The 22,176-nt window shown below is 67.2% G+C and carries 17 protein-coding genes; 6 read left to right on the top strand and 11 right to left on the bottom strand.

The window, feature by feature from the left end:
- Nucleotides 1–41 precede the first annotated feature (41 nt).
- Nucleotides 42–1,766 carry a DUF885 family protein gene (locus tag ACE5C1_RS13840; protein ID WP_374944658.1) on the bottom strand — a complete coding sequence of 575 codons (1,725 nt, stop codon included), beginning with the start codon at nt 1,764–1,766 and terminating at the stop codon, nt 42–44.
- 101 nt (nt 1,767–1,867) lie between these two features.
- Here ACE5C1_RS13840 and ACE5C1_RS13845 point away from each other — a divergent pair, with 101 nt between their 5' ends.
- Nucleotides 1,868–2,368, top strand: coding sequence for a CcdC protein domain-containing protein (locus ACE5C1_RS13845; RefSeq protein WP_374944659.1), 501 nt, complete (start codon nt 1,868–1,870; stop codon nt 2,366–2,368).
- Here ACE5C1_RS13845 and ACE5C1_RS13850 read toward each other — a convergent pair.
- Entirely contained in the window at nt 2,361–3,254 is an 894-nt protein-coding gene (locus ACE5C1_RS13850; RefSeq protein ID WP_374944660.1) for a DMT family transporter, read from the bottom strand. The genes ACE5C1_RS13845 and ACE5C1_RS13850 overlap by 8 nt on opposite strands.
- A 79-nt stretch (nt 3,255–3,333) precedes the next feature.
- Between ACE5C1_RS13850 and ACE5C1_RS13855 the strand changes: the two genes are divergently transcribed.
- Nucleotides 3,334–4,866 carry an aminoacyl--tRNA ligase-related protein gene (locus ACE5C1_RS13855; RefSeq protein ID WP_374944661.1) on the top strand — a complete coding sequence of 511 codons (1,533 nt, stop codon included), beginning with the start codon at nt 3,334–3,336 and terminating at the stop codon, nt 4,864–4,866.
- Between the two features lie 112 nt (nt 4,867–4,978).
- Here the strand turns inward: ACE5C1_RS13855 and ACE5C1_RS13860 are convergent, their stop codons facing one another.
- Both ACE5C1_RS13860 and glpD read right to left on the bottom strand, forming a co-directional pair.
- Nucleotides 4,979–5,218 carry a hypothetical protein gene (locus ACE5C1_RS13860; RefSeq protein WP_374944662.1) on the bottom strand — a complete coding sequence of 80 codons (240 nt, stop codon included), beginning with the start codon at nt 5,216–5,218 and terminating at the stop codon, nt 4,979–4,981.
- Nucleotides 5,219–5,260: 42 nt separating this feature from the next.
- Complete coding sequence (gene glpD / locus ACE5C1_RS13865) at nt 5,261–6,742, bottom strand: glycerol-3-phosphate dehydrogenase (RefSeq protein WP_374944695.1); 1,482 nt, start codon at nt 6,740–6,742, stop codon at nt 5,261–5,263.
- A 64-nt stretch (nt 6,743–6,806) separates the two neighbouring features.
- On the opposite strand from glpD, the gene ACE5C1_RS13870 reads away from it, so the two are divergent.
- Nucleotides 6,807–9,119 carry a ribonuclease R family protein gene (locus ACE5C1_RS13870; protein ID WP_374944663.1) on the top strand — a complete coding sequence of 771 codons (2,313 nt, stop codon included), beginning with the start codon at nt 6,807–6,809 and terminating at the stop codon, nt 9,117–9,119.
- Between the two features lie 129 nt (nt 9,120–9,248).
- On the opposite strand, the gene ACE5C1_RS13875 is transcribed toward ACE5C1_RS13870, so the two are convergent.
- Both ACE5C1_RS13875 and ACE5C1_RS13880 read right to left on the bottom strand, forming a co-directional pair.
- The gene (locus ACE5C1_RS13875; RefSeq protein ID WP_374944664.1) at nt 9,249–10,397 is read right to left on the bottom strand and encodes a saccharopine dehydrogenase family protein; all 1,149 of its coding nucleotides are present in this window, start codon (nt 10,395–10,397) and stop codon (nt 9,249–9,251) included.
- Between the two features lie 55 nt (nt 10,398–10,452).
- Nucleotides 10,453–12,240: an ABC transporter transmembrane domain-containing protein gene (locus tag ACE5C1_RS13880; RefSeq protein ID WP_374944665.1), complete on the bottom strand. Its 1,788-nt coding sequence runs from the start codon at nt 12,238–12,240 to the stop codon at nt 10,453–10,455.
- Nucleotides 12,241–12,372: 132 nt separating this feature from the next.
- Between ACE5C1_RS13880 and ACE5C1_RS13885 the strand changes: the two genes are divergently transcribed.
- Nucleotides 12,373–13,590, top strand: coding sequence for a polyhydroxyalkanoate depolymerase (locus tag ACE5C1_RS13885; protein ID WP_374944666.1), 1,218 nt, complete (start codon nt 12,373–12,375; stop codon nt 13,588–13,590).
- Between the two features lie 37 nt (nt 13,591–13,627).
- Here ACE5C1_RS13885 and ACE5C1_RS13890 read toward each other — a convergent pair whose 3' ends face one another.
- From ACE5C1_RS13890 to ACE5C1_RS13900, 3 genes are all read right to left on the bottom strand, one after another.
- Nucleotides 13,628–14,104, bottom strand: a complete 477-nt coding sequence (locus ACE5C1_RS13890) for a pyridoxamine 5'-phosphate oxidase family protein (RefSeq protein ID WP_374944667.1) — start codon at nt 14,102–14,104, stop codon at nt 13,628–13,630.
- Nucleotides 14,105–14,463: 359 nt separating this feature from the next.
- Nucleotides 14,464–15,639, bottom strand: a complete 1,176-nt coding sequence (locus ACE5C1_RS13895; protein WP_374944668.1) for an acetyl-CoA C-acyltransferase — start codon at nt 15,637–15,639, stop codon at nt 14,464–14,466.
- A gap of 49 nt (nt 15,640–15,688) precedes the next feature.
- Nucleotides 15,689–16,123, bottom strand: coding sequence for a MaoC family dehydratase (locus tag ACE5C1_RS13900; protein WP_374944696.1), 435 nt, complete (start codon nt 16,121–16,123; stop codon nt 15,689–15,691).
- Nucleotides 16,124–16,232: 109 nt separating this feature from the next.
- Between ACE5C1_RS13900 and putA the strand changes: the two genes are divergently transcribed.
- Together putA and ACE5C1_RS13910 are read left to right on the top strand one after the other, a co-directional pair.
- Nucleotides 16,233–19,277, top strand: coding sequence for a bifunctional proline dehydrogenase/L-glutamate gamma-semialdehyde dehydrogenase PutA (gene putA / locus ACE5C1_RS13905; RefSeq protein WP_374944669.1), 3,045 nt, complete (start codon nt 16,233–16,235; stop codon nt 19,275–19,277).
- 188 nt (nt 19,278–19,465) lie between these two features.
- Nucleotides 19,466–19,837: a DUF3597 domain-containing protein gene (locus tag ACE5C1_RS13910; protein WP_374944670.1), complete on the top strand. Its 372-nt coding sequence runs from the start codon at nt 19,466–19,468 to the stop codon at nt 19,835–19,837.
- A gap of 157 nt (nt 19,838–19,994) precedes the next feature.
- Here ACE5C1_RS13910 and ACE5C1_RS13915 read toward each other — a convergent pair whose 3' ends face one another.
- Both ACE5C1_RS13915 and ACE5C1_RS13920 read right to left on the bottom strand, forming a co-directional pair.
- Nucleotides 19,995–21,176 carry a mechanosensitive ion channel family protein gene (locus tag ACE5C1_RS13915; protein ID WP_374944671.1) on the bottom strand — a complete coding sequence of 394 codons (1,182 nt, stop codon included), beginning with the start codon at nt 21,174–21,176 and terminating at the stop codon, nt 19,995–19,997.
- A 10-nt stretch (nt 21,177–21,186) separates the two neighbouring features.
- The gene (locus ACE5C1_RS13920) at nt 21,187–22,173 is read right to left on the bottom strand and encodes a DNA topoisomerase IB (RefSeq protein WP_374944672.1); all 987 of its coding nucleotides are present in this window, start codon (nt 22,171–22,173) and stop codon (nt 21,187–21,189) included.
- Nucleotides 22,174–22,176 lie beyond the last annotated feature (3 nt).

Here is a 22,176-nt window from a genome sequence, read left to right on the forward strand (position 1 = left end):
GGCCACCTGTTATGGGTGGCCTTTCTTGTTTCAGGCAACGTTTACGGCTGCTGGTACGGCCCTTGCCCATCGTCCGCGATGAACCGGTCGATCCGCGCCTCCAGCACCGGCAACGGCACGGACCCGAGGCTCAGCACCGTATCGTGAAAAGCGCGAATGTCGAACCTGGTCCCAAGCGCCGCCTCAGCCTTCGCCCGCGCGCGCCGGATCGCGATTTCACCCAGGTAATAGCTCAGCGCCTGCGCCGGCCAGCCGATGTAGCGGTCGACCTCGGTCGTCACCTCGCGCTCCGACAGCGCGGTGTTGTCGCGCAGGAAGGCGAGCGCCTGCTCGCGCGTCCAGCGCTTGGCATGGATGCCGGTATCCACCACCAACCTTGCCGCACGCCACATCTGATAACTCAGCATCCCGAACCGCTCGTATGGCGTCCGGTAGAAGCCCATCTCGTCGCCCAGCCGCTCCGTATATAGCGCCCAGCCTTCGCCATAGGCCGAAATGTAGCTGTTGCGCCGGAACGCAGGGAGCGTCGTGTTCTCGGCGGCGAGCGGGATCTGGAACGCATGCCCCGGCGCGCTCTCGTGCAGGGTCAGTGCGGGCAGTTGGAACAGCGGGCGCGACGGCAGGTCGTAGGTGTTGACCAGATACACCCCCGGCCCGCCACGCCCTGCGGTGTAGAAGGCCGCGATGTCGTCGGGCACGGGCCGGATTGCGAACCGCTGCCGCGGCAGCCGCCCGAACCATTGCGACGCCATGCCGTCGAACCGCTTCGCCCCCCAAGCCGCCTCCTTGAGCAGCTCGTCAGGCGTCTTGGCATAGAAGCGCGGATCGGTGCGCAGGAAGGCCAGGAACGCGGGCAGGTCACCCTTGAACCCCGCATTCGCCTTCGCCCGCTCCATCTCCGCACGGATGCCCGCCACCTCGCGCAGCCCCAGCGCATGGATCGCGTCCGGCGTCATGTCGAGCGTGGTGTAGGCACGGATGCGGCTCTGGTAATAGGCCGCACCGTCGGGCAACCGCGTTGCCGCCAGCTCGGGCCGCAGCCCCGGCAGGTAGCGCGTCCGCAGGAACGCCAACAGCCGCGCATAGGCCGGGATCACCCCGTCGCGGATCGCCGCGCGCGCCCGGGCCCGCAGCGCCTCGCGTCCCGGCACGGACGCGGGCATCTTGGCAAACGGCTCGAAGAACACCGTTTTCTCCGGATCGTCCGCCTCCGCGATCGCCGCCACCGGCGCGTCACGCCCGGCCATCACGATTCTAGGCGGCGTGAACCCGCGCTTCAGCCCCGCATCGAGATTGGCGATCTCCTGATCCATCCACCGTGGCAGCTCGCGCAGTTGCGACAAATAGGCGCGGTACTCCGTCTCGCCGCCCGCGAAGTCCCCCCGCGCCGGATATTGCACGTCGGACCAGAAGGCGCTGTCGCCGTTGACCGGCTTCTCCCACTCGCGAAACCGTTCGTCGTCGAGCAGCGCCGCGACCTGCGCGCGATACACTTGAAAGTTCACCCGCGCCTCGGCCGACGGCCGTGCCTGATCGAGGGCGTCGAGCGCGGCGAGCGTCGCCCGCCAGCGCACCGCCCGCCGGGCATGCGCTTGCGGCGACTCGTCGGGCAGATGCGCATCGACCGTCCCGGGCGCCGCATCGGCGATGCCCTGCTCGATCCGCCAAGCCCATTCCGCCTTCCAGATGCGCTCGAACGTGGCGTCCGTGGTGGATGGCGCAGCGGCGACAAGGGCGAGAGCGGCAACAAGCAGGGTAGGGCGCATCGCGCCAGCGTGGCGGATCGCCGCACGCGTATCAAGCTGCCCGTCCTGACACTGGACGCGCGCTACCCGCCACGCCACACCGCACGGCAGGGGGATCGTCCATGCAGCCGGACCAGCAGAAACTCGTCACCTACACGGTCACCGCCGTCGTCATCGCGGTCGTCTTGGCGCTGCGCTGGCGTCGGATGCGCCGCGCGCGCCCGCTCAAGCTCGAACGCTTGTGGGTCTTTCCCGCCTTCTACGCGGCCGTCGCAGTCGCCATGGTCGTCCACGCGCCGCCCGCGGGCTTCGGCTGGCTGTTCTGCGCGCTCGCGCTGGCGGCGGGCGCGGCGTTGGGGTGGCAGCGCGGCAAGACCATGCGGATCACGATCGATCCCGCCACCCACGCGCTGAACCAGACCGGGTCGCCCGCCGCGATGCTGTTCGTCCTCCTGCTGGTCGCGGTGCGCAGCGGCGCGCGCAGCATGGCGGGAAGCACCGCGCTCCACCTCGATGCCACCGCGATCACCGACATGCTGGTCGCGCTGGCGCTCGGGCTGTTCACCGCGCAACGCATCGAGATGTACCTGCGCGGCAAGCGGATGCTCGCCGGAATCAGGTAACCGCCTGGCGCGTCTCGACCTGCCTGCGGACATGCTCGCGCCAGACGATGTACAGCCCGCTGGCGACGATCACCGGCGCACCGATCCACGTCGCCTGCGCAGGGGTCGCACCGAACACCAGCCAGCCGAGCAGCGTCGCCCACAACAGGCTGGAATAGTCCATCGGCACCACCACCGACACCGGCCCCAGCCGCAGCGAATTGGTCATCGCAATCTGCGCCGCGCCGCCAAGCAGCCCGACGCTTGCCAGCCAGAACCACGCGGTGACGTCATGCGGTCGCGCTACTTGGGAGTAGATGATCGACAACGGCAGCAGGGACAGCGCGGAGAACCAGAACACCGTCGTCAGTGCCGCCTCGGTTCGCCCGATCTGGCGCAGCAGGATCGTCACCGACGCGGTCCCGAACGCTCCCGTCAGCGCACACGCCGCGCCCCACAGCGGAAAGTGCGCGCCGGTCGGCTGCGCCACGATCAGCACGCCTGCGAACCCCGCCGCCACCGCCGCCCAGCGCCGCCACCCCGTCGGCTCGCGCAGCACCAGGGCGCCCAGGATCGTCGCGAAGATCGGCACCGTGAAGCCGATCGTCGTCGCCTCGGCCAGCGGCAGCGCAACGATGCCGTTGAAGGTGAACGCCATTGCCGACAGCCCCACCACGGCACGCACGACATGCGCGGGCAGCTTGCCTGTCGCCACCGATCGCATCCCCGGCCCGGCCGCGATCACACTGGCGACCAGCAGGCACGCGCCGAACTGGCGGAAGAACAGGATCTCGCCGATGCTCGCGCCGGACCCCTGCGCCAGCTTGATCGCGGTGTTCATCAACGCAAAGATTAGCACCGACAACAGCCGCAGCGCGATCGCGGGCAGGATGCGGTCGGATGACATGCCCGGCGCTATGCGATCCGCTGCGCTGCGGAACAAGACCGGGGTGACGCCTGCGAACAGGCACGCTATCGCCGAGGCCATGATAAAGCACGCGCTCCCCGTCACCCGCGAAACCGATTTCGCCGCCTGGTATCAGTCCGTAATCGCCGAAGCCGATCTTGCCGAGGAATCGGGGGTGCGCGGCTGCATGGTCATTCGTCCCTGGGGCTACGGCATCTGGGAACGAATCCAGCGGCTCCTCGACGACCGGATCAAGGCGACCGGCCACGAGAATTGCTACTTTCCGCTGTTCATCCCGCTCTCCTATTTCGAGAAGGAGGCCGAGCACGTCGAGGGTTTCGCCAAGGAGATGGCGGTCGTCACCCACCACCGGCTGATCCCTGACGACAAGGGCGGGCTGATCCCCGATCCGAGCGCCAAGCTGGAGGAGCCGCTGGTCGTCCGCCCGACCTCCGAAACCGTGATCGGCACCGCGTTCGCGCGCTGGGTGCAGTCGTGGCGCGACCTGCCGGTGCTCATCAACCAATGGGCCAACGTCGTCCGCTGGGAGATGCGCACCCGCATGTTCCTGCGCACGTCCGAGTTCCTCTGGCAGGAGGGCCACACCGCGCACGCGACCGCACAGGAGGCGCGTGACGAGACGCTGAAAATGCTGGAGGTCTACCGCAGCTTCGCTGAGGACTGCCTCGCGCTCCACGTCGTCGCCGGCGAGAAGCCCGAGAACGAGCGCTTCCCCGGCGCGGTCGCGACGTACTCGATCGAGGCGATGATGCAGGACGGCAAGGCGCTTCAGGCGGGCACCTCGCACTTCCTCGGCACCAACTTCGCTACCGCGCAGAACATCCGCTTCCAGAATGCCGAGGGGCAGTTGGAACTCGCCAACACGACGAGCTGGGGCGTGTCGACGCGGATGATCGGCGGCGTCATCATGGTCCATGGCGACGACGACGGCCTGCGCGTGCCCCCCGCCATCGCGCCGTGGCAGGTGGTGATCGTGCCGATGCTGCGCGATCAGCCGGAGGATGAGGCGATCGTGTCCTATTGCAAGGACTTGCAGGCCGATCTCGCCAAACTTACCGCGCTGCGCGAGCCGGTCCGCGCCCTGCTCGACCTCAAACCCGCCAAGGCCGCCGCCAAGCGTTGGGGCTGGGTCAAGAAGGGCGCGCCGGTCGTTATCGAAGTCGGCGGCCGCGATGTCGCGGGCAGCAACGTCTCGGTCATCCGCCGTGACCGGCTATACCGGCACGATGGCAAGCTAGACAGCCAGATCGTCGCCCGCGACGCCTTCCTGGCCGGCGCCGCCGCGATGCTCGAAGACATCCAGGGCGCGCTCCACGCGCAGGCCACCGCCGCCCTGCGCGCCAACATCGTGCCCATGGACGAGTGGGCGGAGGTCGAGGCTCGTTTCGCCTCGGGCGTGAAGAACCCCGGCTGGGTCGATGTGCCGTGGTCGAAACCCGCGGGTGCGGCGCTCGACGCGGTGGTCGAACGGTTGAAGGCGCTGAAGCTGACAATACGCAACGCGCCGATGGGGCAGGGCATTACGTCGGGTGTGTGCGTGTTCACCGGCCATCCAGCGGTTGAGCGGGTGCTCATCGGACGATCTTACTGAGCTGAAACGACAGGTTCGATTTTTCGATGATCGCAAGATCGGAAGTTTAGCCAAAGGTTAGTCCAACGGCATTCTTTCTCGGCTCTCCTCGATTGCTGCGATCGAGGCGGCATCAGCACGCGTCAGTCGGTTCGTTGAGCAACGATGCGGGGGAGAGCCAAGGCTCTATCCCCCGCATGTCGTTCGCGCCGGTGCCGGTCTTGCCGGCGGCTTCCCCTCCGAAACTTCGTATGATCGGCGAGACGACGCCCAGCGCATAGCGGATTGGTGGGCACAAAAAAAGGGCCGGACTTGCGCCCGGCCTTTGAAAGTTTTTAGGAGAGGATGCCTGAAAGGCGTGCTCCTTGTGCATCGCAGCACGTCCTTGCGCAATTGCAAATTGTGCAATGCAACATCAGGCGGATGCAACCGTTCGATCCGTGGGAAAGGTGTCGCTCCACCAGTGCGCGAACACGTCGCGTTCCTCGTTGGTCATGTGCAATCCCAGCTTCGACCGGCGCTCCAGCACGTCGCTGGCCGCCCGCGCCCACTCGCGGTCGTGCATCCAGCGCGCCTCGACCTCGGTCAGCCCTGCGCCGAGCGCCTGGCCCATCGCTGCTTCGTCGCCGATGTCGGCGAGCATGGTCGTGAGCAGCGCGCCATACGCCCGCGCCATCCGTTCGTTGCGGGCGTCGCCGAGGAATGGCCAGCGCGCGCGAACCTGACCGGCGAAGGTCGCGAAATCGGGAATGCCGCCGCCCGGAAAGACGCGCGCGCGGGTCACCGCCTGGACCTCGCGCCCCATCGGCACCGCGATCTTTGCGACTGCTTCCTCGGCCAGATGCCGCGCGGTGGTGATCTTGCCCCCGAACACCGACAGCAGCGGTGGTCCGGCGGTGTCGAGCTCCAGCACGTAGTCGCGGGTCACCGCGCGCGCCTCGCTCGCGCCGTCGTCGTAGAGCGGGCGCACCCCCGACCAGGTCGACACGACATCGGCGGGCGCGATCTGCCGGGCAAAATGGCCGTTCACCGCGCCGCATAGATAGGCGATCTCCTCATCGTCGATCACCGCGTCTTCGGGCGCGTCGACGGGCACGTCGGTGGTCCCGATCTCGGTGAAGTCGTTCTGATACGGGATCGCGAAGACGATCCGCCGGTCGGGCTGCTGTAGAATGTAAGCGTGGTCGCCCTCGTACAGCCGGGGCACGACGATATGGCTGCCCTTGACCAACCGCACCCCCGCGGCGGCATTGACTCCGAGCCGCCCGAGCAATTGCGCGACCCACGGCCCCGCCGCGTTGACCATCGCACGCGCCTCGACCGTGCGCCCGTCGGACAGGACTGCGCGCCAGACGCCGCCTTCACGCCGCGCGCTTTCCAGCGCCACGCCGACGACGATCTCCGCGCCGTTATCCGCGGCGTCGACTGCGTTGAGGACGGTCAGCCGCGCATCGTCGACGAACGCGTCCGAATAGACGAAGCCCTTGCCGCTACCCTTGAGCGGCGCAAGATAGGCCGCGTCCGACGCTTTGAGCCCGCGCGAGCGCTCCAAGGTCGAGCGTCCGCCGAGCCGGTCGTAGAGGAACAGCCCGGCACGCACCATCCACCACGGCCGCACCGCATTCTCGTGCGGCAGCACGAAGCGCATCGGCCGGATGATGTGCGGCGCCGCCTTCACCAGCCGCTCGCGTTCTCGAAGGGCTTCGGCGACCAGCCGGAAATCGTAATATTCCAGGTACCGCAGCCCGCCGTGGATCAGCTTGGTCGATGCCGACGAGGTCGCTCCCGCCAGATCGCCTTTCTCGACCAGCAGCACCGACCAGCCGTTCAGCGTCGCTTCGCGCGCGATCGCCGCGCCGTTTATCCCGCCGCCGGCGATCAGCAGGTCGTATGTCATCGTTGTCATGGCACCTGGTTCATAGCGGGTGACGCGGGCGTCGCGAAACCCTATCTCTCGTCCGATGCGCAGACCGACCCCCGGCCTCCCCGGCCGCGACCAGATCCTCGACTTCATCGCGACCTCCGACGAACCCGCGGGCAAGCGCGAGATCGCCCGCGCGTTCGGCTTGCACGCGCAGGACAAGATCGCGCTGAAAGCGTTGCTCAAGGACATGGCGGACGAGGGGCTGATCGATTCCGCCCCCGGCCGCGCGTTCCACAAGATGGGCGGCATCCCGAAGGTGACGGTGCTGCGCATCGCCGATGTCGACGACGGCGGCAACGTCTGGGCGGTGCCCGAGCGCTGGGAAGCCGAGACACCGCCGCCGCGGCTGCGCGTGCGCGAACGCAAGCGCGGCGCTCTGGGGGTCGGCGAACGTATCCTGGCGCGTACCGAAGAAGCCGGGGCAGGGTGGATCGCGCATCCGATGAAGGTGCTCGCCCCCGCCTCCGAACAGATGCTCGGCGTCCTGCGCGAAGAAGCCGGACGTATGTGGTTGACTTCGGTCGACAAGAAGGATCGTCGCGAGGTTGCCGTGTCGGACGCGGGCGACGCGAAGGCGGGCGACCTGGTGCTGGCCGAGAAGGCGGGCCGCCCGCCGCGGATCACCGCGCGGGTCGTCCAGCGGCTGGGCGACCCGTTCGCGCCACGCAGCTTCTCGCTGATCGCGATCCACAAGCTCGGCATCCCCGACGTCTTCGCCGCCGAGGCGCTGGAGGAGGCGCAGCAGGTCGCGACGCAGCCGCTCGGCGATGGCCGAGAGGATTTGCGTCACTTGCCCATCGTCGCGATCGACCCCGCCGACGCGCGCGACCACGACGACGCGGTCTGGGCTGCACCCGACGACGACCCCGCCAATCCCGGCGGCTGGAAGGCGATCGTCGCGATCGCCGACGTCAGTTTCTACGTTCGGCCCGGCTCGGCCCTCGACCGCGAGGCACGGGCACGAGGTAACTCCGTGTACTTCCCGGATCGCGTCGTCCCGATGCTGCCCGAGATTCTGTCGGCGGACGTGTGCTCGTTGAAGGCGGGCGATGATCGGGCGGCGCTGGCGTGTCATCTGACGATTACCTCGTCAGGCGTTCTGAAGGCGTGGCGCTTTACGCGGGCGGTCGTCCGCATCGCGGCGAACATCGCCTACGAGGATGCGCAGGCTGTTGCTGATAAATTCCTCCCCGGTACGGGGAGGGGGACCGCTCGCGAAGCGAGTGGTGGAGGGGCAGCCACAAGCGAAAATTCCGTGGGGCTGCCCCTCCACCAGCCTGCGGCTGGTTCCCCTCCCTCTGCGGGGGAGGAATTGACCGTGGTCCTCCGCCCCTTATGGTCCTGCTGGCATGCCCTCGCCAAGGCGCGCGCCGCGCGCCAACCCCTCGAACTCGACCTCCCCGAACGCCGCGTCGTCCTCGACGAGCAAGGCCGCATCCTCTCGGTCGCGCCGCGCGAACGGCTCGACTCGATGCGGCTGATCGAGGATTACATGATCGCCGCCAACGTCGCCGCGGCCAAGGCGCTGGAGGCGAAGAAGGCCCCGGTCATGTACCGGGACCACGAACCGCCGAGCCGCGAGAAGCTGGTCGCGCTCAAGGATTATCTCGAAACCTTCGGCGTGCCCTTGGCACTCGGTCAGGTGGTCAAGCCGGCGACCTTCAACCACCTCCTCGATCGCATCGGCGACGCCGACTTCCGCCCGCAGGTGATGGAGCAGGTCCTGCGCACCCAGACCCAGGCTTACTACGGGCCGATGAACCACAGCCATTTCGGCCTCGGCCTCGGCAGCTACGCGCACTTCACCTCGCCGATCCGCCGCTACGCCGACCTGGTCGTCCACCGCGCCTTGGTGTCGACCTATGCGCTGGGCCCTGGCGGTGCCGCGCCCGATGGCGGCGAGATGGAGCGTATAGGCGAAGCGATCAGCCGCCTCGAACGCCGCGCGATGGAGGCCGAGCGCGACACCACCGACCGCTACGTCGCCGCCTTCCTGTCCGAACGCGTCGGCCAGATGGTCGAGACGCGGATCACCGGCGTGACCAACTTCGGCTTCTTTGCGACGGTCGACGGGATCGGCGGCGACGGGTTGATGCCGGTGCGCGATCTGGGCGGCGAGTACTTCCGCTTCGACGAGGCCGCGCGGACGTTGACGGGCGAGACCAGCGGCGACATCTTCGCGCTCGGCCAACGCCTGACGCTGAAGCTCGCGGATGCCAACCCCGTCTCGGGCGCGCTCCGGTTCGAATTGCCCGAGGGCAAGGGGGCGGAGCCTGGGTCGCGCCCGCCTCGCATCCTCAAGCATCGCGGGCGCCCGGCCAACATCCGTCATCAGGGACGTCGGCGGTAAGGCCGACCAGAAATCGCTGTCCTACAGGCGTGGACTATGCTTGACCGTCGTTCTGCCGACAGCCGGCTTTCGGAGGGCCGCCCAGGCGATTGACCCGTGTAGGATGTGACTTTCCAGTGACCTTTCGCGTCAGCCGGCGGTGAAGCTCAGCCCCGCCTTGGCCTGCAACCTATCGCGCAAGGCGGTGCCGAGCAGCGCACCGGGTGTCCAGATGCCGCCCTCCTGTTCACCCTCGGACAGCAGCAGCGCGGTCTCGGCGATCATCTTGCTGGTCGATCCGTAGCCCGGATCGCGGTCACCGGTGACGACCGCGTCGATCCGCGCGCCGTCGGGCATCAGCCCGGCGAACAGGATGTCGTAGCTGCCGCCGTCGCGCTCCTCCTTGGAGGGGCCTTCGCCGGGCTTCGGTCCCTTGTCGCTGGCAAACGGGTTGATCTTGGCGAGCGCTTCCGCTGCCGCCTTGCCGATGTCGCCAAGTCCCGCGACCATCATCTCATCGTACACAAAATCCGCGCCATACGGTGCCCCAAGCAGGAAATTGGTGCGGTGGACATTCTTGGTGTTGATCGCCGCCATGATGAACGGCGCGACCCACGCCTGGATCGTCGAATCATATTCGGGAATCAGCCCGGTCGGCTGGTGCGGGCCCGAGAAGCCCGGGGTCAGCGCGAACGGGCTGGCGAGCAGCTTGATCAGCGACGGATCGCGCGCCGCCGCGGCCAGCGTCGCCTTCAGGCTGGCCGCGGTGCCGCCCGAGAAGCCGCCCTTCATCGTCCGCACCCGGCATTTCACCCGCGGCGCGGGCCGCCCATAACGCGTCGTCGCCGCTTCCTGCAGCGTCAGCACGCCAAGGTCGAAAGGGATGGAATCGAACCCGCAGCTGAACACGATCCGCGCGCCGGTGCGCCTGGCCTCGTCGTGGTGCGCGTCGATCATCTTGCGCATCCACGCGGGCTCGCCACACAGGTCGACGTACGCGGTCCCGGTCGCGGCGCAGGCGCCGACCAGGTCCGATCCGTAAAGCTGGTACGGCCCGACCGTCGTCAGCACGACCGTCGTGCGCTCGGCGAGCGCGCGCAGCGAAGCGGGGTCGGCAGCGTCGGCGGTGATCAGCGGGGTGTCGGCGGGCGCGCCGACAGCATCGCGGACGTCTTCCAGCTTTGCCATGTCACGCCCGGCCATCGCCCAGCGCGTCGCGCCGGTCCGGGTTAGATATTCGGCGACCAGCCGCCCGGTGAAGCCGGTCGCGCCATACACCACCACGTCGAGATCGCGCATGTCATCCACTCCCGTTCGGCGAAACTATGCGCCGCTCCACGGGAGCGGGCAAGCGTCAGGCGGCTTCCTGGAACTGCAGGCTGGCGAGCCGTGCATACAGCCCGCCGCGCGCGATCAACGTCGCGTGATTGCCTTCCTCGACGATCCGCCCATCGTCCATCACGATGATCCGGTCGGCGGCGCGCACGGTGGCTAGGCGGTGGGCGATGACGAGCGTGGTGCGAGTCGCCATCAGCCGTTCGAGCGCCTGCTGGATCAGCCGCTCGCTCTCGGCGTCGAGCGCGCTGGTCGCCTCGTCGAGCAGCAGGATCGGCGCATCCCGAAGTAGCGCACGCGCGATCGTCACCCGCTGGCGCTGCCCTCCCGACAGCCGCGCGCCGCCTTCGCCGAGGAAGGTGTCGAGCCCGTCGGGAAGGCGGCGGAGGAACTCGGCGGCATTGGCGGCTTCGGCGGCGACCCACAGCCGGTCGTCGGACGCGTCCCAGTCGCCATAGCGCAGATTGTCGCGCGCCGACGCGCCGAAGATCACCGAATCCTGCGGCACCATCGCGATGCGCGCCCGGACGGCGGCAGGGTCCGCGTCGCGCAGGCCCACGCCGTCGATCGTCACCCGGCCCGCATCGGGGTCGTAGAAGCGCTGTGCAAGCTGGAACAGCGTCGACTTGCCCGCACCCGACGGACCGACGATCGCGACCGTCTCGCCCGGCGACACCGACAGCGTGAAGTCGTCGAGCGCCGCGACTTCGGGGCGCGTGGGATAGTGGAAGCGGACGCCCTCGAACGCCAGCGTACCAATGGCGGGGGCCGGCAGCGCTTGCGGGTTGGCAGGCGCGGCGATTTCCGGGCGCTCGCGCAGCAGTTCGGCCAGCCGCCCCGCCGCGCCCGCGCCACGGAGCAGGTCGCCATAGACCTCGGTCAGTGCGCCGAACGCGCCCGCAACGATGCCGCCGGTCAGCACGAACGCCGCGATCGACCCGCCGCTGATCCGCCCCGCGGCGACGTCGATCGCGCCTTCCCACAGGATCAGCGTGATCGATCCGAAGATGAGCCCGATGACGATCGCGGTCATGATCGCGCGCAAGGCTATGCGCCGCTTGGCCGCGCCGAACGACGCCTCGACCGCCTGCACGAACCGCCCGGTCTCGCGCTCTTCCTGCCCGAATGCCTGTACGATCTTCATCGCCCCCAGTGTCTCGGTGACGATCGATCCCACGTCGGCGATCCGGTCCTGCGACGTGCGCGAATGATTGCGGATGCGCCGCCCCAGCACCACGATCGGCAAGATGATCGCCGGAATGCCCAGCATCATCATTCCCGCCAATTTGGGCGACAGCGCGAACAGGTAGATCATGCCGCCGACGCCGGTGAAGGCATTGCGCAATGCGACCGACACCGTGCTACCCACGACATTCTCGATCAGCCCGGTGTCCGATGTCAGCCGGGACGCGATCTCGGAGGGGCGGTTCTCCTCGAAGAAGCGTGGGGACAGGCGCAGCAGGTTGGTCTGCACTGCGGCACGCACATCGGCGACGACGCGCTCCCCCAGCCAGGATACGAAGTAAAAACGCACCGCGGTTGCGATCGCCAGGATAACGACGATCATCAGCAAATAGTGGAACGACGAGGCGACATTGCCGCTCGCGCCCGGCCCGAAGCCGCGGTCGATCACCCGCTTGAAGCCGTAGGGAATCGCGATCGTCGCAGCCGACGTGACCGCAAGCGCGCACCACGCAAGCAGGATCCGCCCCGGATACCGTTTCGCCTGATGCCAGACGATCGCAAGGTCGCCGATGCGGCGGCGTTCTCGCGTGGGGAGAGGGACGGGAGTGGGGGAAGACGCCATGGCCGCTCACGTAGCAGCGCGCATCGCGACACTCAACGCGAGGCGCTCGCGATCGTCGAGTGCGAACTTGGTTGCGGTGCGGCACGTTTGCGTTACGGCTTGCGCAACCTATCTGGGGTTAAAGGAAACCCGATGCTCTACAACGCCTATGAGATGCAGCGTTCGCTGCTCGCAAACGCCAGTGCGATGGCGAGTTTCGGCGCGGGAATGCTCCAGAACCCGGCAAACCCGTTCGCCTATCTCGGCGGTGGGACGATCGTCGGATCGGCGCTTGAGGTGTTCGCGCATGCGGCGGCGCCGCGCGGCAAGCCGGAGTTCGGGCTTCATCGCACGACGGTGGACGGGCGCGAGGTTGCGGTTCACGAGGAGGTGGTCGTCCGAAAACCGTTCGGCCAGCTCAAGCGCTTCGCCCGAGAAGGCGTGGAGGGCGGACCGAAGCTGCTGATCGTCGCCCCGATGTCGGGGCATTATGCGACGCTGCTGCGTGGCACGGTCGAGCGCATGTTGCCGAGCGCCGATGTCCACATCACCGACTGGCGCGATGCCAAGCTGGTGCCGCTGTCCGACGGACGTTTCGATCTCGACGATTACATCGATTACATCATCGGGTTTCTCGAAGCGATGGGGCCGGGAGCCCACGTGCTCGCGGTGTGTCAGCCGTCCGTACCGTGCCTCGCCGCCGCAGCCGTGATGAGCGCCGACGGCAATCCTTGTTGCCCTGCCACGCTGACGATGATGGGAGGGCCGATCGACACGCGCGAGGCGCCGACAGCAGTCAACACGCTGGCGACCAAGCGGCCGCATTCGTGGTTCGAACAAAACGCCATTGTCACGGTGCCGATGACCTACCCGGGCGCGGGGCGGCGGGTGTATCCGGGCTTCCTGCAGCTTGCGGGCTTCATGTCGATGAACCTCGGCAACCACATGGTCAGCCATTACGAAATGTTCAAACACCTGGTCCGCGGCGACGACGACAGCGCCGATCTCACCAAGGACTTCTACGATGAATACCGCGCGGTGTGCGATATGACGTCCGAATTCTATCTGCAGACCGTCGATTTGGTGTTCCAAACGCACGCGTTGCCCGAGGGGACGATGACGCACCGCGGCAAGCTGGTCGACATGGGTGCGATCACCGATGTCGGGCTGCTCGCGATCGAAGGCGAGCGCGACGATATTTCGGGTTTGGGACAGACAAAGGCGGCGCTGACGCTGGCGACCAGCCTACCCGAAACGAAGAAGCGCTATCTGATGGCCCAAGGTGCCGGGCATTACGGCATTTTCAACGGCTCGCGCTGGCGTGACCAGATCGCGCCGGTGGTCGAGGAGTGGATGACGATCAACGCCTGAAGCACATGGGCCGCCTGGATAGGCGGCCCATGTGGTCTCAGGCGACCGAGTCCACGACCGCGTGGCTCGACGACTCGCCAGCCTTGATCGTGCCGCCGAACAGCATCTTGACGCGCCCCGACAGCGAGATGTCGGTTTCCCAGAGTTCCGCCGACGTGACGTCGAAGCGATTGAGCCGGGCATCGGCCTTGCCGTTCGGGAACCAAGCCTCGACGCGATTGTCCCAGAGCTTGTCGAATGTCGCCTGATCGGTTTCCTGCGACACGGTTCCGGCGAGGCAGGCAAAGAAGTCGTGACCCTTGCCGACGAACTGCGCCATCGCGTCGCCACCCTGCGCGATGCGGTTGTCCTTGCCCGAAAATACGAACAGCGTGTTGGGCTGATCGTCGTCGAGCTTGACGTTCATCGGCTCCGAATGCTGACCGTCGGTCAGACCCAGCATAATGAACGGGCTGTCCTTGAGCTTGGCGAGAAACTTGTTTGCGACTTCCTGCGGGGTATCCTTGTCGGCCATATCGGTTCTCCTGGTTGGCAAGCCCTGGGTGAACGATGCGGCGGGGGGTTGGTTGCGCGCACACCGTCACTCGGCCATGAGCGTCGCGGCATCAATCCTGCTGTCGACCACGGAAAGGAGAGCCAATGACGCTCGCCCATCTGTGTCTCGTCCTCAGCGTACTCTTCGCCTTCGCGACCTTGGTTCTGAAGATCACAGAAGTGGCAGGTCGCCGATAAGGCACACGGGAGGGGCTCGGGCTAAGACCCAAGCCCCAAAGGCTTAGAGCCCCGACCGCTGACACGATCGGGGCTTCCACGGAAAGGCGCCGATGACGTCGCCGGTTCGAAAGCTACCCGTACCGGGTAGAATTCCAGGCCTCACAGCACCTCGAACAGTCCGGCTGCACCCATGCCGCCGCCTACGCACATCGTGACAACGACATATTTCGCGCCGCGGCGCTTGCCCTCGATCAGCGCGTGGCCGGTCATGCGTGCGCCGCTCATGCCGTAGGGGTGGCCGATCGAGATCGCGCCGCCGTCGACGTTGAGCAGATCGTCGGGGATGCCGAGTTTGTCGCGGCAATACAGCACTTGCACCGCAAACGCCTCGTTCAATTCCCAAAGGCCGATGTCGTTCACCGACAGGTCGAAGCGTTCGAGGAGCTTGGGGATCGCGAAGACGGGACCGATGCCCATTTCATCCGGCGCGGTGCCCGCGACCGCCATGCCGACGTAGCGGCCGAGCGGGGTCAGGCCGCGGCGTGTCGCTTCCTTCTCCTCCATCAGCACGCTCGCGGAGGCGCCGTCGGAGAGCTGGCTGGCGTTGCCTGCGGTGATCGTGCCTTCGGGCAGGACGGCGTTCAGCTTCTGCAAGCCCTCCAGCGTCGTGTCGGCGCGATTGCCCTCGTCCTTCGACAGCGTCACTTCCTTGTGGGTGACCGCCTTGGTCTCCTTGTCGACGATCGCCATCGTTGCGGTGACGGGGACGATCTCCGCGTCGAACCGGCCCGCGGCTTGGGCGGCGGCGGTGCGCTGCTGCGACTGAAGGCCGTAGGCGTCCATCTGCTCGCGGGTGATGCCGTAGCGCTTGGCGACGACCTCGGCGGTCTGGAGCATCGGCATGTAGATGTCGCGGTGCATGGCGAGCAGCTCGGGGTCGGGCGCGATGTTCATCTTGGGGGTCTGGACGAGGCTGATCGAGTCCACACCCCCGCCGATGACAACGTCCATCCGGTCGACGACGACCTGCTTGGCGGCGGTGGCGATCGCCATCAGGCCGGAGGCGCACTGGCGGTCGAGCGACATGCCCGAGACGCTCGTCGGCAGCCCGGCGCGGAGCAGCGCGGTGCGGGCGATGTTGCCGGCCTGGTGGCCCTGCTGGAGCGCGGCGCCGACGACGACGTCCTGAACCTCCTCGCCCGACAGCCCGGCACGCTCGACCGCGGCCTTGATCGCGTGGCTCGCCAGGGTGGGCGAGGGCAGGTTGTTGAACGCGCCGCGGTAGGCGCGGCCGATCGGCGTGCGGGCGGTGGAGACAATGACAGCGGAACGCATGGTCGGGATCCTTCGATAGTGAGGCTAAGGTGAGGCCAATGAGCCCTGGTCAGACAAAGATCTGGCTTATCCATTCGGCGATCATGGCGGGCTTCGGCGCGCCTTCGATCTCGACGGTGAATTCGTTGGATTGTTGGAACTGTCCGGGCTTCTTTTCGTCGAAACTCAGTAGTTTGAAGCGACCTCTTACCTTGCTGCCTGAACGCACCGGTGTGAGGAACCGTACCTTGTTGCCGCCGTAGTTGACGCCCATCTTCGCACCTTCGAGGCGCGGCGCGTCGGAAACTTTGGACGACAGCAGCGGCATCAGCGACAAGGTGAGAAAACCGTGGGCGACGGTGCCGCCGAAGGGGGTTTGAGCGGCGGCCACCGGATCGACATGGATGAACTGGTGATCGCCGGTCGCATCGGCGAATTTGTCGATCATGCCCTGCGTCACCTCGACCCAGTCGCTGAGCGTTTCGGTGCCGATGCGGGCTTTCATCTCGTCGACGCTCAGGCTCGCCACGCTTCAATCCCTTCGCTAAACGCAGGGCGCTCTGTAGGCGCGCTATCCGGCGCTTGCCAAGCCCCACCTAGACCGGAACTTCCAAATGGCCACTGCCGTAGCGTCGGACCCCCGCAGCATCATGCGCGCGCTGTACCGTGCGAGCGAACCCGATGTTCTAAAGCCGTTGCTGGAACGTGCCGCGCTGACCCATGACTCGCGCGAGCGGGTGGTCGGGCATGCGCTCGGGCTGCTCGCCGACCTGCGTGCGGCGCAAGGGCGTGGGTGGGTCAACCGGTTCCTGCAGGAATACCGGCTGAACTCGTCGGAGGGCGTCGCGCTGCTGAGTCTGGCGGAGGCGTTCCTGCGGGTGCCCGATCCGGCGACCGCAGACCTGCTGATCGCGGACAAATTGGGCGAGGCGGACTGGCGTGCGCATACCGGCAAGTCTTCTTCGCTGCTCGTCAATTCGGCGACGTGGGGGCTCGTCGTCGGCCGCGCGCTCGTCGGGGAAGGCGAGACCGGGCCGCTGCGCCGCTTGATGAGCCGCGCGGGCGAGCCGTTCGTGCGCCAGGCGGTGGGCGCGGCGATGAAGATGATGGGCGAGATATTCGTCATGGGGCGCACCATCGACGAGGCGATGCGGCGGATGCGGCGGCCGGAATTAAAGGGCTTCACCGCAAGTTTCGACATGCTGGGCGAGGCGGCGCGGACCCACGACGATGCCGCGCGCTATTTTCAGGCCTATGTCGGCGCGATCGATGCGGTCGGGCACGACATTGCAGCCGGGCATTCGATCTCGGTTAAACTGTCGGCGCTTCATCCACGCTACGAGGTGGCGCGGTGGAGCGAGTGCGTGCCTGCGCTGACCGGGATGCTGGAGGCGCTGGCGGTGCAGGCGGCGGGCAAGGGTATCGCGCTGACCGTCGATGCCGAGGAATCCGAGCGGCTGGAGATGTCGCTCGACATCATCGGCGCGGTTGCGGCGCTGCCGGCGCTGAAAGGCTGGGACGGGTTCGGGATGGCGGTGCAGGCCTATGGCAAGCGTGCGCGGCCCGTCGTCGCCTGGGCCGACGGACTCGGGCGGGTAATGAACGTGCGGCTGGTCAAGGGCGCGTATTGGGACAGCGAGATCAAGCGGACGCAGGTCGAAGGGCTGAGCGACTATCCGCTGTTCACGCGCAAGGCGGCGACCGACGTGTCGTATCTTGCGGTGGCGAAGGACATGCTGGCGGCGGCGAACATCCGGCCGGCGTTCGCATCGCACAACGCGCTGACCGTGGCGGCGATCATGGAATGGGCGGGGAACTCCAGAGATTTTGAGTTTCAGCGGCTGCACGGCATGGGCGACGGGCTGTACGAGCGGCTGGTGCAGGAGAACGGCTATCATTGCCGGGTGTATGCGCCGGTGGGGGGGCACCGTGATCTGCTGGCGTATCTGGTGCGCAGGCTATTGGAGAATGGCGCCAATTCCAGCTTCGTGCATCAATTGGCGGACGCGCGGCTGACCGAGGCGGAGATCCTGGCGGACCCGGTGGCGAAGATCGCGGCGGTTGGGGGGGCGCGGCATCCGAGCATTCCGTTGCCGGTGGATTTGTTCGGGGCTGCTGGGCACCGGAATTCCGCTGGGTTGGATTTGAGTGATGTGGAGGTGCTGGAGCGGACGGTGGCGGCCGTTTCTTCTCCCCTCCCGCTTGCGGGAGGGGGCGGGGGTGGGCCTAAGGGAGCCGCGGGCGGACCGCTTGCGGACAGGTCCACCCCCAACCCCTCCCGCGAGCGGGAGGGGAGAGGTGTTGCAACGGCTGTCTCGCGCGCAGAAGCCGCCTTCCCGAACTGGTCCTCTACCCCCGTCGACACCCGCGCCGCGTGCCTGGAGCGCCTCGCCGACCTGCTGGACGAGCACCGCGAGAAGCTGATGGCGATTTGCGTGCAGGAGGCGGGCAAGACGATGCCCGATGCGATCGGGGAAGTGCGCGAGGCGGCGGATTTCTGTCGCTATTATGCCAAGGAGGCGCGCGAGAAACTCCGGCCGATCGAACTGCCGGGGCCGACGGGGGAGCGCAACACGCTCCATCTTGAGGGACGCGGGGTGTGGGCGACGATCGCGCCGTGGAATTTTCCGCTGGCGATCTTCCTGGGGCAGACCGTGGCGGCGCTGGTGACGGGCAATACGGTGATCGCCAAGCCCGCCCCGCAGACGCCGCGGATCGCGGCGCGGGCGGTGGAACTGGCGCACGAAGCAGGGGTGCCAGCGGATGCGTTGATCCTCGCGCCAGGCGGACCGGACGTGGGCGCGGCGCTGGTCGGCGACGTGCGGGTGGCCGGCGTTGCCTTCACCGGATCGACCGCAACCGCCAAGCGGATCGCGCGCACGTTGCTGGAGGATGATGATCGCCCTATCGTGCCGTTGATCGCGGAGACCGGTGGGATCAACGCGATGATCGTCGATTCGACCGCTCTCCCCGAGCAGGTGGTGGCGGATGTCGTCGCATCGTCGTTCCGGTCGGCAGGGCAAAGGTGCTCGGCGCTCAGGCTGCTGCTGGTCCAGGAGGATGTGGCGGACGGCGTGGTCGAGATGTTGACCGGCGCAATGGATACGCTGATCGTCGGCGATCCCGGCGATCCGGCGACCGACGTGGGGCCGGTGATCGACCGGGCGGCGTACGACCGGCTGATGGGGTATCGCGAGAGCGTCCGCGATCGTTGGGTCAAGACCGTCGCGGTTCCGGACGACGGGCTGTTCGTCCCCCCGACGCTGATCCGTATCGACCGGGTCGAGGACCTGACGCAAGAGTGGTTCGGCCCGATCCTGCATGTCGCGACGTGGAAGGCTGGCGCGCTGTCGGAGACGATCGCACGGGTCAACGCCAAAGGATACGGGCTGACGATGGGGCTGCACAGCCGGATCGCGCGGGCGGCCGAGGTGGTCGAGAGCGAGGCGGCGGTCGGCAATCTCTACGTGAACCGGTCGATGATCGGTGCCGTCGTCGGATCGCAGCCGTTCGGCGGCGAGGGGCTGTCGGGGACCGGGCCGAAGGCGGGGGGGCCGCATTACCTCTATCGCTTCTGCGTGGAGCGGGCGGTGTCGGTCGATACGACGAGCGCGGGGGGGAATGCGACGTTGCTGTCTCTGGATGAAGGGGGGATTTGAGAGTTCCTCCCCGGCACGGGGAGGGGGACCAGCCGCAGGCTGGTGGAGGGGCAGCCAAGCAGGAGTGTCGCTTGGGGTTGCCCCTCCACCACCGGCTTCGCCGGCGGTCCCCCTCCCGTGCCGGGGAGGAATAAGTGGCTCCAAACCACGGACCGCGCGTTGGGCCGCCGTCATCAAAGGAGACACCCATGAGCATTTTCGGTTCGATCAAGGACGCCATCTTCGGCCACAAGGCGGTGCAGGAGCAGCCGCCCGCTCCGCAGTCGGCCGCGCCGAAAGTCGCGCCGGCCCCAAGCGCCGCGCCCGCGCCTGCACCCGCGGCCAAGCCGCAGATCGACCCCGACGCCGCGCTGGCCAAGATCGCGCATGCGCAGGGCGATCCCGATCTGAACTGGAAGACCTCGATCGTCGACCTGATGAAGCTGATCGGGATGGATTCCAGCCTGCACAATCGCCAGGAACTGGCGACCGAACTGGGCTATACCGGCGAGAAGAACGGATCGGCCGAGATGAACCTGTGGCTGCACGACAAGGTCATGGCCAAGATCCGGAACGGGTGAGGTGGGTAACTCCTCCCCGACTCGGGGAGGAGGACCAGCCGCGCAGCGGTTGGCGGTGGGGAATTGGAGACGCGCGCGGTAGCGCGCAGCCGCTACTGCGGCTTGTCTTGTTTCCCCACCACCGCTTCGCGGTCCCCCTCCCCGTGTCGGGGAGGTATCAGGTGTCCGTCGCGGTCTCGTGCGCAGTCATGCCCTCGGGCGCAGCGTAGGGCATCACCAGCGTGCCGTCGGGCGCGGCCGTGAACGAGGTCTGGGTCGGGTAGGCGATGTCGATCTTTTCGTCGTTGAAGCGTTTCAGGATCGCGACACCGACCGCGGTGCGGCCATCGTAGAATTGGGCGTAATCGGCGCCGTCGCTGTCGAACTGTACCTCGAAATCGAGGCTCGACGCGCCGAAGCCGGTGAAGCCGGCGCGGATGAATGTCTTGCCGTGCGCTTCGACGATCTCCTTGAGCATCGCAGGGATGCGCGCGCAGGTCTCGGGCGGGGTTTGATAGGTGACGCCGATGGCGAAGCGCGCCCGCCTGTGGTCGCGCTTGGTGTTGTTCAGGATTTCCTTGTCGAGCAGGTTCTTGTTCGAGATCACCCGCTCCTCGCCGTCGATGCCGCGGATGCGGGTCGATTTGAGCCCGATCGCTTCCACCGAACCCGACGCCTTGTCGTAGCTGATGTTGTCGCCGCGGCGGAACGGGCGGTCGAAGATGATCGCGAGTGCGGCGAACAGGTCCGCGAAGATGCCCTGCGCCGCCAGCCCGATCGCGATGCCGCCGACGCCGAGCCCGGCAACGAGACCGGTGACGTTGACCCCCAGATTGTCGAGCACCACGACCAGCGCGACCGCGAACACCGCGAAACTGACCAGAAGACGGATCAGCCCCATCGCCGAAAGCAGCGCCTCGCCCGAATAATGCTCGGAACTGGTGCGGTGCTCGATCGCGCCGAGGATGATCTCGCGCGTCCAGACCGCCGCCTGGAACACGACCGCGACGGTGAAGAGGAAGTTGATCGTCGTCGCGACCTGTGGCGGTGCGCCCGCGTAGCCCGCGACCAGCTTGGCGGCGAGCATGACGATGAAGAAATTGTTGGTGCGCACGATCGCGCGGCCGAGCACGGTGCCCCAGCCGGTCGGGCCCGTGTCGCGCCCGCACAGCCTCTCGCCCAGCTTGCGCGCGCCGTGAAGCGCGAGGACGATGACCGTGCCGACCGCAAAGGCGATGAGGATCTGCAGCCAGTGGACGCGCAGCCAACCGAAGCTGGCGGTGATGAGCCCCTGGGTTTGCGCCTGGAACACGCCGGCGTCGAAGATCGGCGGCTTGGCGGCGGCAGCGGTATTGGACATCGTGAAACCTTCAGGCAGGCGCTCTTTCGAGAAACGCGATCAGCCCGCGCTCGGCACGGCTGAGGTGGCTGGACGCACGCGGCAATTGCAGCGCGGCGCGAAATGCGGACTGCCCCTTTTTAATAAGCGCGATGAGCGTGGGGTGAACATAGGATTTGCGCGCGATCGCCGCGGTGTTGCCGAGCTTGTGGGTGACGGGCTCGAGCAGCGATTTCAGGCTGAGGTCCGATTCGGCCGAGGCGAGTGCCTCGAACGCGGTGACGCTGGCGGCCCAGGTGCGGAAATGCTTGGCGGTAAAATCGCCGCCGGTCGCGTCCTTGATATAGGCGTTGACGTCGGACGAGGTGACGGGATGCGCCTCGCCGTCGGCGTCGAGCCAGGCGAAGAGGTGCTGCTCGTCGAGGTCCTGGCACGCCTTGACGAAGCGGGCGAGGCTCTTGTCGGTGAGTTTCTTGGTGCAGACCTTGCCCGATTTCGCCTTGAACTGAAGTTTAAGGGTGTTGCCCTTCACTTCGCCATGCTCTTCGCGCAGCGTCGTGGCGCCGAAGCTCTCGTTGGCCTCGGCATAGGCTTCGTTGCCGACGCGGATGTGGCCGATGTCGAGGAGGCGGACGACCGCGGCGACCGCGCGGTCCTTGCCGAGGCCACGGGTGGCGAGATCGGCCTCGATCCGCCTGCGCAGGCGCGGGAGTGCATGGCCGAATTCGGCGCAGCGTTCGTATTTGGCGGTCTCCTGCGCTTCGCGGAAGCCGGTGTGGTAACGGTATTGCTTGCGGCCCTTTTCGTCCCAACCCACCGCCTGGATGTGGCCGTTGGCCTTGGGGCTGAACCAGGCATCGGTGTAGGCGGGGGGCAGGCCTATGGCGTTGAGGCGGTCGATCTCTTCGCGGTCGGTGATGCGCTCACCCGCGGCACTGAAATAGGCCCAGTGGCCGCGCAGCTTGCGGCGCGTGATTCCGGGCTTCTGGTCGTCGCTGTAGACGATGCGGTCGGGCATCGG

This window comes from Sphingomonas sp. (genome assembly GCF_964263785.1).
In the GTDB taxonomy this organism is placed as follows: Bacteria; Pseudomonadota; Alphaproteobacteria; order Sphingomonadales; family Sphingomonadaceae; genus Sphingomonas.